Annotated in this window: 14 protein-coding genes; all 14 read left to right on the forward strand. The window is 29.7% G+C overall.

Going from position 1 to position 15,690, the window contains the following annotated elements; genetic code table 11:
• Positions 1 to 36: 36 nt before the first annotated feature.
• The 14 genes from ELQ12_RS00925 to ELQ12_RS00990 all read left to right on the forward strand — a co-directional run bounded on the left by ELQ12_RS00925 (position 37) and on the right by ELQ12_RS00990 (position 15,631).
• Positions 37 to 831 (forward strand): 3'-5' exonuclease, encoded by a 795-nt coding sequence (locus tag ELQ12_RS00925; protein WP_002870503.1) that lies wholly within the window; start codon positions 37 to 39, stop codon positions 829 to 831.
• Between the two features lie 57 nt (positions 832 to 888).
• Positions 889 to 1,875: a UDP-glucose 4-epimerase GalE gene (gene galE, locus ELQ12_RS00930; RefSeq protein WP_002870504.1), complete on the forward strand. Its 987-nt coding sequence runs from the start codon at positions 889 to 891 to the stop codon at positions 1,873 to 1,875.
• Positions 1,869 to 3,563 carry an ABC-type lipopolysaccharide transporter PglK gene (gene pglK / locus ELQ12_RS00935; protein ID WP_070261243.1) on the forward strand — a complete coding sequence of 565 codons (1,695 nt, stop codon included), beginning with the start codon at positions 1,869 to 1,871 and terminating at the stop codon, positions 3,561 to 3,563. Before galE ends, pglK begins: the two co-directional genes overlap by 7 nt.
• Positions 3,560 to 4,639: a GalNAc-alpha-(1->4)-GalNAc-alpha-(1->3)-diNAcBac-PP-undecaprenol alpha-1,4-N-acetyl-D-galactosaminyltransferase gene (gene pglH, locus ELQ12_RS00940; protein WP_134264509.1), complete on the forward strand. Its 1,080-nt coding sequence runs from the start codon at positions 3,560 to 3,562 to the stop codon at positions 4,637 to 4,639. The genes pglK and pglH overlap by 4 nt, the downstream gene beginning before the upstream one ends.
• Positions 4,632 to 5,561 carry a GalNAc(5)-diNAcBac-PP-undecaprenol beta-1,3-glucosyltransferase gene (pglI, locus tag ELQ12_RS00945; protein ID WP_052857549.1) on the forward strand — a complete coding sequence of 310 codons (930 nt, stop codon included), beginning with the start codon at positions 4,632 to 4,634 and terminating at the stop codon, positions 5,559 to 5,561. Before pglH ends, pglI begins: the two co-directional genes overlap by 8 nt.
• Positions 5,549 to 6,646 carry an N-acetylgalactosamine-N,N'-diacetylbacillosaminyl-diphospho-undecaprenol 4-alpha-N-acetylgalactosaminyltransferase gene (gene pglJ, locus ELQ12_RS00950; RefSeq protein WP_002861842.1) on the forward strand — a complete coding sequence of 366 codons (1,098 nt, stop codon included), beginning with the start codon at positions 5,549 to 5,551 and terminating at the stop codon, positions 6,644 to 6,646. The genes pglI and pglJ overlap by 13 nt, the downstream gene beginning before the upstream one ends.
• Positions 6,647 to 6,649: 3 nt before the next feature.
• Positions 6,650 to 8,791 (forward strand): undecaprenyl-diphosphooligosaccharide--protein glycotransferase, encoded by a 2,142-nt coding sequence (gene pglB, locus ELQ12_RS00955; RefSeq protein WP_002861841.1) that lies wholly within the window; start codon positions 6,650 to 6,652, stop codon positions 8,789 to 8,791.
• A gap of 9 nt (positions 8,792 to 8,800) precedes the next feature.
• Complete coding sequence (pglA, locus tag ELQ12_RS00960) at positions 8,801 to 9,931, forward strand: N,N'-diacetylbacillosaminyl-diphospho-undecaprenol alpha-1,3-N-acetylgalactosaminyltransferase (protein ID WP_070233030.1); 1,131 nt, start codon at positions 8,801 to 8,803, stop codon at positions 9,929 to 9,931.
• A complete protein-coding gene (pglC, locus tag ELQ12_RS00965; protein ID WP_070261241.1) occupies positions 9,924 to 10,526 on the forward strand; it encodes an undecaprenyl phosphate N,N'-diacetylbacillosamine 1-phosphate transferase in 603 nt (200 codons plus the stop codon). Before pglA ends, pglC begins: the two co-directional genes overlap by 8 nt.
• Entirely contained in the window at positions 10,513 to 11,100 is a 588-nt protein-coding gene (gene pglD / locus ELQ12_RS00970; protein WP_070261267.1) for a UDP-N-acetylbacillosamine N-acetyltransferase, read from the forward strand. The genes pglC and pglD overlap by 14 nt, the downstream gene beginning before the upstream one ends.
• Positions 11,084 to 11,710, forward strand: coding sequence for a hypothetical protein (locus tag ELQ12_RS00975; RefSeq protein ID WP_223209410.1), 627 nt, complete (start codon positions 11,084 to 11,086; stop codon positions 11,708 to 11,710). Before pglD ends, ELQ12_RS00975 begins: the two co-directional genes overlap by 17 nt.
• Before the next feature lie 93 nt (positions 11,711 to 11,803).
• Positions 11,804 to 12,964 (forward strand): UDP-N-acetylbacillosamine transaminase, encoded by a 1,161-nt coding sequence (pglE, locus tag ELQ12_RS00980; RefSeq protein ID WP_070261240.1) that lies wholly within the window; start codon positions 11,804 to 11,806, stop codon positions 12,962 to 12,964.
• Between the two features lies 1 nt (position 12,965).
• Entirely contained in the window at positions 12,966 to 14,738 is a 1,773-nt protein-coding gene (gene pglF / locus ELQ12_RS00985) for a UDP-N-acetylglucosamine 4,6-dehydratase (configuration-retaining) (protein WP_070210816.1), read from the forward strand.
• On the forward strand, positions 14,738 to 15,631 hold the full coding sequence (locus ELQ12_RS00990; protein ID WP_002861835.1) for a PDC sensor domain-containing protein: 894 nt from the start codon (positions 14,738 to 14,740) through the stop codon (positions 15,629 to 15,631). The genes pglF and ELQ12_RS00990 overlap by 1 nt, the downstream gene beginning before the upstream one ends.
• Positions 15,632 to 15,690 lie beyond the last annotated feature (59 nt).

A 15,690-nucleotide genomic window follows, 5' to 3' on the forward strand; every position in this document is an offset into this window, starting at 1 on the left:
TGATTTTAGCGAAATTATTTAAAAAAAGGTTAAAAAATGGCAAAAAATGAAGGTTATATTTGTGTTTTTGATTGTGAGAGTGTGCCAGATGTTGAGCTTATCCGCAAAACTTTAGGTTTTGAAGGAAGTGATTTAGAAGTAAGTTTGAAAGCATTTCAGTGGCAAAAAGAACAAAGTGGGAGTGAGTTTTTGCCTTTGCCTTATCATAAAATCATCAGTATTTGCGCGGTTTTAAGTGATAATTTTGGAAAATTTATCAAAGTAAGTAAAATTGATGGGCAAAATGAAAAAGAAATGATTGCTAATTTTTTTAATTTTATAGAAAATTATGAGCCAAAATTAGTCAGCTTTAATGGTAAAAATTTCGATATGCCTGTTCTTGTTTTAAGGGCTTTAAAATACAATTTAAAAGCAGCAACTTATTTAGATACTCAAAGCGATAAATGGAATAATTATAAAACAAGATTTTCAGAATTAAAACATTGTGATTTATTAGAATCCTTAGGATCTAATGGGCGTGGAATAAAGCTTGATACACTTTGCTCTATGGTGGGTTTGCCAGGAAAATATGATGTGCATGGCGATGAGGTGATGAAACTTTTTTATGAAAATGAAATTGAAAAAATTCACGAATATTGTGAAAGTGATGTTCTAAATACTTATATGCTTTTTTTAAAATATGAACTTATTAAAGCTAATGTTAGTGAAGAAGATTATGTTGATTTTCTTTTTTATATGAGGGATTTTTTGCGTGAAAAAAAATCAGATCGTTCTTATACAGAAGTTTTTGCAAAAGCTTGTGAAAGTGAAATTTCAAAAGTTCAATCTTAAGTATTTAAGAAAATATATTAAAATTTATTTTTGACATTTTTAAAAAAAGGAATGATGATGAAAATTCTTATTAGCGGTGGCGCAGGTTATATTGGTTCTCATACTTTAAGACAATTTTTAAAAACAGATCATGAAATTTGTGTTTTAGATAATCTTTCTAAGGGCTCTAAAATCGCAATAGAAGATTTGCAAAAAATAAGAGCTTTTAAATTTTTTGAACAAGATTTAAGTGATTTTCAAGGTGTAAAAGCATTGTTTGAGAGAGAAAAATTTGACGCTATTGTGCATTTTGCAGCAAGCATTGAAGTTTTTGAAAGTATGCAAAACCCTTTAAAATATTATATGAACAACACTGTTAATACGACAAATCTCATCGAAACTTGTTTGCAAACTGGAGTGAATAAATTTATATTTTCTTCAACGGCAGCCACTTATGGCGAACCACAAACTCCTGTTGTGAGCGAAACAAGCCCTTTAGCGCCTATTAATCCTTATGGTCGTAGTAAGCTTATGAGCGAAGAAGTTTTGCGTGATGCAAGTATGGCAAATCCTGAATTTAAGCATTGTATTTTAAGATATTTTAATGTTGCAGGTGCTTGCATGGATTATACTTTAGGACAACGCTATCCAAAAGCGACTTTGCTTATAAAAGTTGCAGCTGAATGTGCCGCAGGAAAACGTGAAAAACTTTTCATATTTGGCGATGATTATGATACAAAAGATGGTACTTGCATAAGAGATTTTATCCATGTAGATGATATTTCAAGCGCGCATTTAGCAGCTTTGGATTATTTACAAGAGAATGAAAGCAATGTTTTTAATGTAGGTTATGGACATGGTTTTAGTGTAAAAGAAGTGATTGGAGCGATGAAAAAAGTTAGTGGAGTGGATTTTAAAGTAGAACTTGCCCCACGCCGTGCAGGCGATCCTAGTGTGTTGATTTCTGATGCAAGTAAAATCAGAAATCTTACTTCTTGGCAGCCTAAATATGATGATTTAGAGCTTATTTGTAAATCTGCTTTTGATTGGGAAAAACAGTGTTAAAAAAACTTTTTTTTATTTTAAGCAAGGAAGATAAAAATTTTTTATTTTTCTTGCTTGTTTTTTCAGTATTTGTTTCTTTTATGGAAACTTTTGCAATTTCTTTGGTAATGCCTTTTATCACTTTGGCTAGTGATTTTTCTTATTTTGATCGTAATAAATATTTAATCAGCCTAAAAGAATATCTTAATATCCCTGTTTTTGAAATCATTGTTTATTTTGGAGTGGGGCTTATTGTTTTTTATGTGTTTAGAGCTTTGTTAAATGCGTATTATTTTCATCTTTTGGCAAGATTTTCTAAAGGGCGTTATCACGCGATTGCTTATAAGGTTTTTTCTAAATTTTTAAATATTAACTATGAAAAATTTACTCAAAAAAATCAATCTGAAATTTTAAAGTCCATTACAGGAGAAGTTTATAATCTAAGCACTATGATTTCATCATTTTTACTTTTGATGAGTGAAATTTTTGTAGTACTTTTGCTTTATGCTTTAATGCTTTTGATTAATTATAAAATCACTTTATTTTTAAGTATTTTTATGGTGTTAAATGCCTTTATTTTAGTGAAAATTTTAAGCCCTGTCATTAAAAAAGCAGGACTAAGACGCGAAGAAGCGATGAAAAATTTCTTCGAAATTTTAAATACAAATTTAAATAATTTTAAATTTATCAAGCTTAAAACCAAAGAAGATGGAGTATTAAGCCTTTTTAAAGCACAAAGTGAAGCTTTTTCTAAAGCAAATATTACCAATGAAAGCGTAGCTGCAGTGCCTAGAATTTATCTTGAAGGAATAGGTTTTTGTGTACTTGTTTTTATCGTGGTATTTTTGGTTTTGAAAAATGAAAGTGATATTTCAGGTATTTTATCCACGATTTCTATTTTTGTTTTAGCGCTTTATCGCTTAATGCCAAGCGCAAATCGTATTATCACAAGTTATCATGATTTGCTTTATTATCATTCTTCTTTGGATATTATTTACCAAAATTTAAGACAAGAAGAAGAAAATTTGGGCGAGGAAAAATTAAGCTTTAATCAAGAGCTTAAAATTTGCAATCTTAGCTTTGGTTATGAGGGAAAAAAATATTTATTTAAAAATCTTAACTTAAACATTAAAAAAGGCGAAAAAATCGCTTTTATAGGGGAGAGTGGTTGCGGAAAAAGTACCTTAGTAGATCTTATCATAGGACTTTTAAAACCAAAAGAAGGGCAAATTTTAATTGATAAGCAAGAGTTAAATGCAAGTAATGCAAAAAATTATCGCCAAAAAATAGGCTATATCCCACAAAATATCTATCTTTTTAATGACAGCATAGCTAAAAATATTACTTTTGGAGATGCGGTTGATGAAGAAAAACTTAACAGGGTTATCAAGCAAGCAAATTTAGAGCATTTTATAAAAAATTTACCTCAAGGAGTGCAAACAAAAGTAGGTGATGGGGGGAGTAATTTAAGCGGGGGACAAAAACAACGCATAGCTATAGCAAGAGCTTTATATCTAGAGCCTGAAATTTTAGTGCTTGATGAAGCAACTTCTGCGCTTGATACTCAAAGTGAAGCAAAAATCATGGATGAAATTTATAAAATTTCTAAAGATAAAACCATGATTATTATCGCACATCGCCTTTCTACGATAACGCAATGTGATAAGGTTTATCGTTTAGAACACGGTAAGCTTAAAGAGGAGAAATGATGAAAATAAGCTTTATTATCGCAACTTTAAATTCAGGAGGCGCTGAGCGTGTTTTGGTAACTTTAGCTAATGCACTTTGTAAAGAGCATGAAGTAAATATTATTAAATTTCATACAGGAGAATCTTTTTATAAGCTTGAAAATGAAGTTAAAGTTACAAGTTTGGAACAATTTAGATTTGACACACTTTATCATAAAATCGCAAGTCGTTTTAAGAAATTTTTTGCCTTAAGAAAGGCTTTAAAAGAAAGCAAGGCTGATGTTTTTATTTCTTTTTTGGATACAACTAATATTGCTTGTATTCTAGCTAATATAGGACTTAAAACTCCACTCATCATTAGCGAGCATAGTAATGAAGCGTATTTAAAACCTAAAACTTGGCGTTTTTTAAGAAGGGTAAGCTATCCTTTTTGTGATGCTTTAAGTGTGCTTGGAAGCAGTGATAAGGTGTATTATGAAAGATTTGTAAAAAGGGTTAAGCTTTTATTAAACCCTTGTCATTTTAGCGATGAAATTCCTTTTGATTCTAGTTTTGAAAAAGAAAATTTGGTTCTTTTTATAGGGCGTTTAGATCACAACAAAAACCCTGCAATGTTTTTAAAAGCTATAGCGCATTTGGATAAAAATTTGCAAGAAAATTATAAATTTGTTATAGCAGGAGATGGAGAGTTAAGGCAAGAACTTGAATACAAGGTAAAATCTTTAGGAATAAAAGTTGATTTTTTAGGACGCGTTGAAAATGTCAAGGCTCTTTATGAAAAAGCAAAAGTGCTTTGCCTTTGTTCTTTTGTAGAGGGTTTGCCAACGGTTTTAATTGAAAGTTTGTATTTTGAGGTTTGTAGAATTTCAAGTTCTTATTATAATGGTGCTAAGGATTTAATCAAAGATAATCATGATGGGCTTTTGGTAGGTTGTGATGATGAAATAGCACTTGCTAAAAAACTTGAACTTGTTTTAAATGATGAAAATTTTAGAAAAGAACTTGTAAATAGTGCCAAACAAAGGTGTAAAGACTTTGAAATTTCTCATATCAAAGAAGAATGGCTTAAGCTTATAGCCGAGGTTAAAAATGCCTAAACTTTCTGTTATAGTACCAACTTTTAATCGTCAAGCTTTGTTGGAAAAGGCTATTAAAAGCATACAAAATCAAGATTTTAAAGATTTAGAAATTATTATAAGTGATGATAATTCTAGTGATGATACTAAAAGTGTGGTGCAAAATTTACAAAAAGATGATGATCGCATTAAGTATTTTTTAAATCAAAATTACAAACAAGGTCCAAATGGCAATAAAAACAATGGCTTAGATCAAGCAAGTGGCGAGTTTGTAACTTTTTTAGATGATGATGATGAGCTTTTATCCGGGGCTTTAAGTACCTTGATGCAAAAAGCAAATGAGGGTTATGCTCATGTTTTTGGAAATTGTTTGATAGAAAAAGAAGGAAATTTAAGCAAGGAATTTAGCGGCAAGGGCTTGGAAAAAGATAGTGAAATTTCTAAAAAAGATTTTTTAATGGCTAAATTTAGCGGAGAGTTTTTTTCTGTTTTTAAAAAATCTCTACTTGAAAACAAGCGTTTTAATGAAGAATTTTATGGCAATGAAGCCACGCTTTGGGTAAATTTATACAAGGAAAAAAGTTTTTATATCCATAAAGCTTTTAGGATTTATAGGATTTTTAGGCAAGATAGCGTGACTTTAGGTGCGAGTAAAAATGCTTATAGGGTGTATTTGGGATATTTAGAGCTTGCTAAAATTTTAGAAAATGAACTTAGAATGAGTAAGGATAAAGATTATAAAAAAACTTGTGCGAGTTATTATAAAATGGCAGCTTATTATGCAAAACTTGCAAAAAATTATAAAGCTCTTTATAAATGTTTGTTTAAAAGCCTGAGTATAAAAATCAACGCTCCTGCTTTGATATTACTCATTTTAAGTATAATTCCAAATAATATGATTGAAAAATTATCAAAAATTCGGGTGGCTTTATGCAAAAATTAGGCATTTTTATTTATTCTTTAGGAAGTGGTGGTGCTGAAAGAGTTGTGGCGACTTTATTGCCTATTTTAAGTTTGAAATTTGAAGTGCATTTGATCTTGATGAATGATAAAATTTCTTATGAAATTCCAGAGTGTCAAATTCATTTTTTAGAATGTTCAAAACCTAGTGAAAATCCTATTTTGAAATTTTTAAAACTACCTTTTTTGGCTTTAAAATACAAAAAACTTTGCAGAAATTTAGGCATTGATACAGAATTTGTTTTTTTAAATCGACCTAATTATATAGCTTTAATGGCAAGAATGTTTGGAAACAAAACTCGCCTTGTGATCAATGAATGCACTACACCAAGTGTGATGTATATGAAAAATAATTTTAATTCTTTGGCAAATAAATTTTTAATTTCTTTACTTTATCCAAGGGCTGATTTAATCTTGCCTAATTCTAAAGGAAATTTAGAAGATTTAGTGCAAAATTTTAGTATAAATCCAAAAAAATGTGAAATTTTATACAATGCCATCGATTTAGAAAACATAGAGCAAAAAGCTCTTGAAGATATAGCTTTAAAAGATAAATTTATTTTAAGTGTAGGCAGGCTTGATAAAGGTAAAAATCATGCTTTATTAATTCGTGCTTATGCGAGATTGAAAACAGATTTAAAGCTTGTGATTTTAGGTGAAGGTGTGCTTAAAGATGAGCTTTTGGCTTTGATTAAAGAGTTAAATTTAGAAGAAAAGGTTTTGCTTTTAGGATTTGATAATAATCCTTATAAATACATGGCTAAATGTGAATTTTTTGCTTTTGCTTCTGTGTTTGAAGGTTTTTCAAATGTTTTAATTGAAAGCTTAGCTTGTTCTTGTGCGGTAGTTTGCACTGATCATAAAAGTGGTGCAAGAGAGCTTTTTGGAGATGATGAATTTGGACTTTTAGTAGAAGTAGATAATGAAAACTCTATGTTTCAGGGTTTAAAGACTATGCTTGAAGATGATAAATTAAGAAAAGCGTATAAAAATAAGGCTAAAACTAGGGCTAAGGCTTTTGATAAAGTAAAAATTGCACGTGATGCTTTGAAATATTTATTAGGATAAAAGATGTTGAAAAAAGAGTATTTAAAAAACCCTTATTTAGTTTTGTTTGCGATGATTATATTAGCTTATGTTTTTAGTGTATTTTGCAGGTTTTATTGGGTTTGGTGGGCAAGTGAGTTTAATGAGTATTTTTTCAATAATCAATTAATGATCATTTCAAACGATGGCTATGCCTTTGCTGAGGGCGCAAGAGATATGATAGCAGGTTTTCATCAGCCTAATGATTTGAGTTATTATGGATCTTCTTTATCCGCGCTTACTTATTGGCTTTATAAAGTCACACCTTTTTCTTTTGAAAGTATCATTTTATATATGAGTACTTTTTTATCTTCTTTGGTGGTGATTCCTATTATTTTGCTAGCTAATGAATACAAACGTCCTTTAATGGGCTTTGTAGCTGCTCTTTTAGCAAGCATAGCAAACAGTTATTATAATCGCACTATGAGTGGGTATTATGATACGGATATGCTGGTAATTGTTTTACCTATGTTTATTTTATTTTTTATGGTAAGAATGATTTTAAAAAAAGACTTTTTTTCATTGATTGCCTTGCCGTTATTTATAGGAATTTATCTTTGGTGGTATCCTTCAAGTTATACTTTAAATGTAGCTTTAATTGGACTTTTTTTAATTTATACACTTATTTTTCATAGAAAAGAAAAGATTTTTTATATAGCTGTGATTTTGTCTTCTCTTACTCTTTCAAATATAGCATGGTTTTATCAAAGTGCCATTATAGTAATACTTTTTGCTTTATTCGCCTTAGAGCAAAAACGCTTAAATTTTATGATTATAGGAATTTTAGGTAGTGCAACTTTGATATTTTTGATTTTAAGCGGTGGGGTTGATCCCATACTTTATCAGCTTAAATTTTATATTTTTAGAAGTGATGAAAGTGCGAATTTAACACAGGGCTTTATGTATTTTAATGTCAATCAAACCATACAAGAAGTTGAAAATGTAGATCTTAGCGAATTTATGCGAAGAATTAGTGGTAGTGAAATTGTTTTCTTGTTTTCTTTGTTTGGTTTTGTATGGCTTTTGAGAAAACATAAAAGTATGATTATGGCTTTACCTATATTGGTGCTTGGGTTTTTAGCCTTAAAAGGGGGGCTTAGATTTACCATTTATTCTGTACCTGTAATGGCCTTAGGATTTGGTTTTTTATTGAGCGAGTTTAAGGCTATATTGGTTAAAAAATATAGCCAATTAACTTCAAATGTTTGTATTGTTTTTGCAACTATTTTGACTTTAGCTCCAGTATTTATCCATATTTACAACTATAAAGCACCAACAGTTTTTTCTCAAAATGAAGCATCATTATTAAATCAATTAAAGAATATAGCAAATAGAGAAGATTATGTGGTAACTTGGTGGGATTATGGTTATCCTGTGCGTTATTATAGCGATGTGAAAACTTTAGTAGATGGTGGAAAGCATTTAGGTAAGGATAATTTTTTCCCTTCTTTTGCTTTAAGCAAAGATGAACAAGCTGCAGCTAATATGGCAAGACTTAGTGTAGAATATACAGAAAAAAGCTTTTATGCTCCGCAAAATGATATTTTAAAAACAGACATTTTACAAGCCATGATGAAAGATTATAATCAAAGCAATGTGGATTTGTTTCTAGCTTCATTATCAAAACCTGATTTTAAAATCGATACGCCAAAAACTCGTGATATTTATCTTTATATGCCTGCTAGAATGTCTTTGATTTTTTCTACGGTGGCTAGTTTTTCTTTTATTAATTTAGATACAGGGGTTTTGGATAAACCTTTTACCTTTAGCACAGCTTATCCACTTGATGTTAAAAATGGAGAAATTTATCTTAGCAACGGAGTGGTTTTAAGCGATGATTTTAGAAGTTTTAAAATAGGTGATAATGTGGTTTCTGTAAATAGTATCGTAGAGATTAATTCTATTAAACAAGGTGAATACAAAATCACTCCAATCGATGATAAGGCTCAGTTTTATATTTTTTATTTAAAGGATAGTGCTATTCCTTACGCACAATTTATTTTAATGGATAAAACCATGTTTAATAGTGCTTATGTGCAAATGTTTTTTTTAGGAAATTATGATAAGAATTTATTTGACTTGGTGATTAATTCTAGAGATGCTAAGGTTTTTAAACTTAAAATTTAAGGGTTGAAAATGAGAATAGGATTTTTATCTCATGCAGGAGCAAGTATTTATCATTTTAGAATGCCTATTATAAAAGCATTAAAAGATAGAAAAGATGAAGTTTTTGTTATAGTGCCACAAGATGAATACACGCAAAAACTTAGAGATCTTGGCTTAAAAGTAATTGTTTATGAGCTTTCAAGAGCTAGCTTAAATCCTTTTGTGGTTTTAAAGAATTTTTTTTATCTTGCTAAGGTTTTGAAAAATTTAAATCTTGATCTTATTCAAAGTGCGGCACACAAAAGCAATACCTTTGGAATTTTAGCAGCAAAATGGGCAAAAATTCCTTATCGTTTTGCTTTGGTAGAAGGCTTGGGATCTTTTTATATAGATCAAGGTTTTAAGGCAAATTTAGTGCGTTTTGTTATTAATAATCTTTATAAATTAAGTTTTAAATTTGCACACCAATTTATTTTTGTCAATGAAAGTAATGCTGAGTTTATGCGGAATTTAGGACTTAAGGAAAATAAAATTTGTGTGATAAAATCTGTAGGGATCAATTTAAAAAAATTTTTTCCTATTTATGTAGAATCGGAAAAAAAAGAGCTTTTTTGGAAAAATTTAAACATAGATAAAAAACCCATTGTGCTTATGATAGCAAGAGCTTTATGGCATAAAGGTGTAAAAGAATTTTATGAAAGTGCTGCTATGCTAAAAGACAAAGCAAATTTTGTTTTAGTTGGTGGAAGAGATGAAAATCCTTCTTGTGCAAGTTTGGAGTTTTTAAACTTGGGTGTGGTGCATTATTTGGGTGCTAGAAGTGATATAGTCGAGCTTTTGCAAAATTGTGATATTTTTGTTTTACCAAGCTATAAAGAAGGCTTTCCTGTAAGTGTTTTGGAGGCAAAAGCTTGTGGTAAGGCTATAGTGGTAAGTGACTGCGAAGGTTGTGTGGAGGCTATTTCTAATGCTTATGATGGACTTTGGGCAAAAACAAAAGATGCCAAGGATTTAAGCGAAAAAATTTCACTTTTATTAGAAGATGAAAAATTAAGAATAAATTTAGCTAAAAATGCCGCCCAAGATGTTTTGCAATACGATGAAAATAATATCGCACAGCGTTATTTAAAACTTTATGATAGGGTAATTAAGAATGTATGAAAAAGTTTTTAAAAGAATTTTTGATTTTATTTTAGCTTTAGTGCTTTTAGTACTTTTTTCTCCGGTGATTTTAATCACTGCTTTACTTTTAAAAATCACTCAAGGAAGTGTGATTTTCACTCAAAATCGCCCTGGGTTAGATGAAAAAATTTTTAAAATTTATAAATTTAAAACCATGAGTGATGAAAGAGATGAAAAGGGTGAGTTATTGAGCGATGAATTGCGTTTGAAAGCTTTTGGAAAAATTGTTAGAAGCTTAAGTTTGGATGAGCTTTTGCAACTTTTTAATGTTTTAAAAGGGGATATGAGTTTTGTTGGACCTAGACCTCTTTTGGTTGAGTATTTACCCCTTTATAATGAAGAGCAAAAATTGCGTCATAAAGTGCGTCCAGGTATAACAGGATGGGCGCAGGTAAATGGAAGAAATGCTATTTCTTGGCAGAAAAAATTCGAGCTTGATGTGTATTATGTGAAAAATATTTCTTTTTTACTTGATTTAAAAATCATGTTTTTAACAGCCTTAAAGGTTTTAAAACGAAGCGGGGTAAGCAAAGAAGGTTATGTTACAACAGAGAAATTTAATGGCAAGAACTGAAAAAATTTATATTTATGGTGCTAGTGGTCATGGGCTTGTTTGTGAAGATGTGGCTAAAAATATGGGTTATAAAGAATGTATTTTTTTAGATGATTTTAAAGGAATGAAATTTGAAAGCACCTTGCCAAAATATGATATTTTTATAGCCATAGGAAACAATGAAATTCGAAAAAAGATTTATCAAAAAATTTTAGAAAATGGCTTTAAAATTGTTAATCTTATTCATAAAAGTGCGCTTATAAGTTCTAGTGCAAGTGTGGAAGAAAATGCAGGAATTTTAATCATGCCTTATGTAGTAGTTAATGCTAAAGCCAAAATAGAAAAAGGCGTGATTTTAAATACTTCAAGCGTGATTGAACATGAATGCGTGATAGGGGAATTTTCTCATGTGAGTGTGGGGGCTAAATGTGCGGGCAATGTAAAAATCGGTAAAAATTGTTTTTTAGGGATTAATTCTTGTGTTTTGCCTAATTTAAGCTTAGCAGATGATAGTATTTTAGGTGGTGGAGCAACTTTAGTTAAAAATCAAGATGAAAAAGGTGTTTTTATAGGAATACCTGCAAAAAGGATGTAAATTGCATTTTAATAACAATCTTGTTGTTCACTATATAGTAAATCCTTCGCCTTTGGGGTGGATTGTCATTAATTTACTAACCATATGTCTAATATGCTACATATTTCCTTTGAAAAATTCTTTAAAACACAAAAAACTTTTTAGTCTTAAAGCAAATGTAAATTCTAAAAATAGTAGGATTGTAAAATATACAGGTATTGCTGCTTTTTTGGGTGGATTAATAGGAATTTGGTATAATTTTGAAGGTTTTTATCAACTTCTTTTTTTCTTTGAATTAGAAAATGAAAATTTAAAAACACTTTGGAGTTTGCAAGTATCAGTTTCTTCTGTGATAACAGGTATGTTATTATTGTTGATGTACGTTATAAATTTAGCAATAGTTTGTGAAAATGGAATTTATATAGTTAGTAAATTTAATCTTTTTTATATGTATTTTATAAAACGAGAAGATTTGGAAATTGTTAAAATAGAAAAAATGAAATTTTTAAATCAAGTTGAAGTTTGTTTTGTTATCAAAACAAAAAATAAAATACTCCTTAAATGCTTTGAAAGTATTTATAAAAAAGAAGACTTAGAAAAGCTTAAAAATTGGTATGAAAACAAGCTTTGACTATAAAAAGAATTTAAATATTTGAATCTTGGTAATTTTTTTTAGATAAAATATATAAGGATAAAAAATTCTGCTTTATATAAAGGATAAAAAATGAGATTTTTTCTTTCTCCTCCGCATATGGGTGGTAATGAATTAAAATACATAGAAGAAGTTTTCAAAAGCAATTATATAGCACCTTTGGGTGAATTTGTAAATCGCTTTGAGCAAAGTGTAAAAGATTATAGCAAAAGTGAAAATGCCTTAGCTTTAAATTCAGCCACAGCGGCTTTGCATTTAGCTTTAAGGGTGGCAGGGGTAAAACAAGATGATATTGTTTTGGCTTCTTCTTTTACTTTTATCGCTTCAGTAGCACCTATTTGTTATCTTAAAGCAAAGCCTGTATTTATAGATTGTGATGAAACTTATAATATTGATGTAGATTTGTTAAAACTCGCCATTAAAGAATGTGAAAAAAAACCAAAAGCATTGATTTTAACTCATCTTTATGGCAATGCTGCAAAAATGGATGAGATTGTTAAAATTTGCAAAGAAAATGACATTGTTTTAATCGAAGATGCTGCCGAAGCTTTAGGAAGTTTTTATAAGAATAAAGCTTTAGGAACTTTTGGAGAATTTGGAGCTTATTCTTATAATGGTAATAAAATCATCACCACTTCAGGTGGAGGTATGCTTATAGGAAAAAATAAAGAAAAGATTGAAAAGGCAAGATTTTACAGCACTCAAGCAAGGGAAAATTGTTTGCATTATGAACATTTAGATTATGGTTATAATTACCGTTTAAGCAATGTTTTAGGAGCTATTGGTGTAGCACAAATGGAGGTTTTAGAACAAAGAGTGCTTAAAAAAAGAGAAATTTATGAGTGGTATAAAGAATTTTTAGAAGAGCATTTTAGCTTTTTAGATGAATTAGAAAATTCAAGAAGCAATCGCTGGTTAAGTACAGCTTTGATTGATTTTGATAAAAATGAACTTAATGCTTGTCAAAAAGATATAAATATCAGTCAAAAAAATATCGCATTGCATCCAAAAATTTCAAAACTCATAGAAGATTTGAAAAATGAACAAATAGAAACAAGACCATTATGGAAAGCTATGCACACTCAAGAAGTATTTAAAGGAGCTAAGGCTTATCTTAATGGCAATAGTGAGTTATTTTTCCAAAAAGGAATTTGTTTGCCAAGTGGCACGGCGATGAGTAAAGATGATGTTTATGAAATTTCAAAACTGATCTTAAAGAGCATAAAGGCTTAAAATGATTTTTTATAAAAGCAAAAGATTAGCATTTTTTTTAACTTCAGATATTGTTTTAATTTTACTTAGCGTTTATCTGGCTTTTTCTTTGAGATTTAGTGGAGATATTCCGAGTATTTTTTATCATGGTATGATGATTTCTGCTATTATTTTGCTTGTTTTAAAACTTTCATTTTTGTTTGTTTTTAGAATTTATAAAGTAGCTTGGAGATTTTTTTCTCTCAATGAAGCAAGAAAAATTTTTATTGCTTTGCTTTTAGCTGAGTTTTGTTTTTTTCTTATTTTTTATTTTTTTAGTGATTTTTTTAATCCTTTTCCAAGAAGTGCTATTGTGATAGATTTTGTTCTTTCTTATATGTTTATAGGTACTTTAAGAATTAGCAAAAGAATGCTTGTGGATTTTAAACCTTCTAAAATGAAAGAAGAAGAAACTCCTTGTGTTGTAGTAGGGGCAACTTCTAAGGCTTTGCATTTGTTAAAAGGCGCAAAAGAAGGTTCTTTAGGACTTTTTCCTGTGGGTGTAGTTGATGCGAGGAAAGAGCTTATAGGGACTTATTGTGATAAATTTATTGTAGAAGAAAAAGAAAAAATAAAATCTTATGTAGAACAAGGGGTAAAAACTGCCATTATTGCTTTAAGACTTGAACAAGAAGAGCTTAAAAAACTTTTTGAAGAACTTGTAGCTTATGGTATTTGCGATGTAAAAATATTTTCTTTTACAAGAAATGAAGCAAGAGATATCAGTATAGAAGACTTGCTTGCTAGAAAACCAAAAGATTTAGACGATAGTGCTGTGGCGACTTTTTTAAAAGACAAGGTAGTTTTGGTAAGTGGAGCAGGTGGAACTATAGGCAGTGAACTTTGTAAGCAATGTATTAAATTTGGCGCTAAGCATCTTATCATGGTTGATCATAGTGAGTATAATCTTTATAAAATCAATGATGATTTAAATTTATATAAAGAAAAAATTACTCCTATTTTGTTAAGTATTTTAGATAAGCAAAGTTTAGATGAGGTATTAAAAACTTATAAACCTGAGCTTATTTTACATGCAGCCGCTTATAAACATGTGCCTCTTTGCGAACAAAATCCACATTCAGCAGTAATTAATAATATTTTAGGAACTAAAATTTTATGCGATAGTGCTAAAGAAAATAAAGTAGCTAAATTTGTGATGATAAGTACAGATAAAGCAGTGCGACCAACAAATATTATGGGTTGCACTAAGAGAGTTTGCGAGCTTTATACTTTAAGTATGAGTGATGAAAATTTTGAAGTTGCTTGTGTGCGTTTTGGTAATGTTTTAGGTTCTAGTGGTAGTGTGATACCGAAATTTAAAGCACAAATTGCCAATAATGAGCCTTTAACTTTAACACACCCTGATATAGTGCGTTATTTTATGCTTGTGGCTGAGGCAGTGCAACTTGTTTTACAAGCTGGAGCTATTGCAAAAGGGGGAGAACTTTTTGTTTTGGATATGGGTAAGCCTGTAAAAATCATAGATTTAGCTAAAAAAATGCTTTTACTTTCTAATCGTAATGATTTAGAAATTAAAATCACAGGCTTAAGAAAAGGCGAGAAGCTTTATGAAGAGCTTTTGATTGATGAAAATGATGCTAAAACGCAATATGAGAGTATTTTTGTAGCAAAGAATGAAAAGGTTGATCTTGATTGGCTTAATAAAGAGATAGAAAATTTACAAATATGTGAAGATATTTCAGAAGCTTTATTAAAGATTGTGCCTGAATTTAAACACAATAAAGAAGGTGTATAATGTATATAAAAGATATACAAAGATTTGAAGATAATCGCTATCGCGCTAGAGCTTATATGAGTTATATTTTAACAAGAAATTTACCTAATAAACTTCCTGACATTCACCTTGAAACGATTAAAACAGCTTTAGATAAAATAGCTCATGAAGTTGTTGTTTTTGATGCTCTGTATATTTTAGATATTTCAGGCATGCAAATAGAAAATGCAATTTCCTTAAATAAGGCTCATGAAATAGGGCAGGGTGAGGATAGAAGTACTCGTTCTTATTTTTACAGAGCTGTAAAATTAAGACGATGCGTTTTAAGCGATCCTTATCCTTCGGTTTTAAACAACGAACTTTGCGTGACAGCTTCTATGCCAATTTACGATGATAAAAATAACTTGCTTTTTGTTGTTTGTATCGATATCAAGCTTGAAGATATTTTAAGGATTATTCAAGCAGGAAAATTTGAGTTTGTTTTTACTCAATTTAGTCGTTTGGTATATTTTTGTTTCGCACTGGTTTTATTTGTGATTACTTGCTTTTTATTTCAAAAAGGTTTTTTTAGTCTTTTTGATAATCAAGCTATAGGTATAGAACATATGTTTGAAAGTACTATTGCTATAACTTTAGCTTTAGCTATTTTCGATTTGGCAAAAACTTTGATCGAACAAGAAGTATTAGGAAAAACAAAAAAAGAAGAAGGCGGAATTCAAAAAACTATGGTGAGATTTTTAGGTTCTATTATCATTGCTTTGGCTATAGAAGCTTTGATGTTGGTATTTAAACTTGCTATTGGTGATTTTTCTCAGATGATTTATGCGATTTATCTTATCGGTGGAGTGAGCTTGCTTCTTTTAGGTTTAAGTGTATATTTATTTACGGTTAAGTATAAAAATAATAATATTTGAGTAAAATTTTAAATAAAAGATGATATAATGCTATTTTTTAAAATTTTTTAGCTTGATTA

It is taken from the genome of Campylobacter sp. US25a (genome assembly GCF_004379075.1).
Taxonomy (GTDB): Bacteria; Campylobacterota; Campylobacteria; order Campylobacterales; family Campylobacteraceae; genus Campylobacter_D; species Campylobacter_D jejuni.

Coding starts and splice junctions, on each gene's coding strand:
- ELQ12_RS00925 (WP_002870503.1), top strand. CDS start 37: ATGGCAAAAAATGAAGGTTATATTTGTGTTTTTGATTGTGAGAGTGTG.
- galE (WP_002870504.1), top strand. CDS start 889: ATGAAAATTCTTATTAGCGGTGGCGCAGGTTATATTGGTTCTCATACT.
- pglH (WP_134264509.1), top strand. CDS start 3,560: ATGATGAAAATAAGCTTTATTATCGCAACTTTAAATTCAGGAGGCGCT.
- pglI (WP_052857549.1), top strand. CDS start 4,632: ATGCCTAAACTTTCTGTTATAGTACCAACTTTTAATCGTCAAGCTTTG.
- pglJ (WP_002861842.1), top strand. CDS start 5,549: ATGCAAAAATTAGGCATTTTTATTTATTCTTTAGGAAGTGGTGGTGCT.
- pglB (WP_002861841.1), top strand. CDS start 6,650: ATGTTGAAAAAAGAGTATTTAAAAAACCCTTATTTAGTTTTGTTTGCG.
- pglA (WP_070233030.1), top strand. CDS start 8,801: ATGAGAATAGGATTTTTATCTCATGCAGGAGCAAGTATTTATCATTTT.
- pglC (WP_070261241.1), top strand. CDS start 9,924: ATGTATGAAAAAGTTTTTAAAAGAATTTTTGATTTTATTTTAGCTTTA.
- pglD (WP_070261267.1), top strand. CDS start 10,513: ATGGCAAGAACTGAAAAAATTTATATTTATGGTGCTAGTGGTCATGGG.
- pglE (WP_070261240.1), top strand. CDS start 11,804: ATGAGATTTTTTCTTTCTCCTCCGCATATGGGTGGTAATGAATTAAAA.
- pglF (WP_070210816.1), top strand. CDS start 12,966: ATGATTTTTTATAAAAGCAAAAGATTAGCATTTTTTTTAACTTCAGAT.
- ELQ12_RS00990 (WP_002861835.1), top strand. CDS start 14,738: ATGTATATAAAAGATATACAAAGATTTGAAGATAATCGCTATCGCGCT.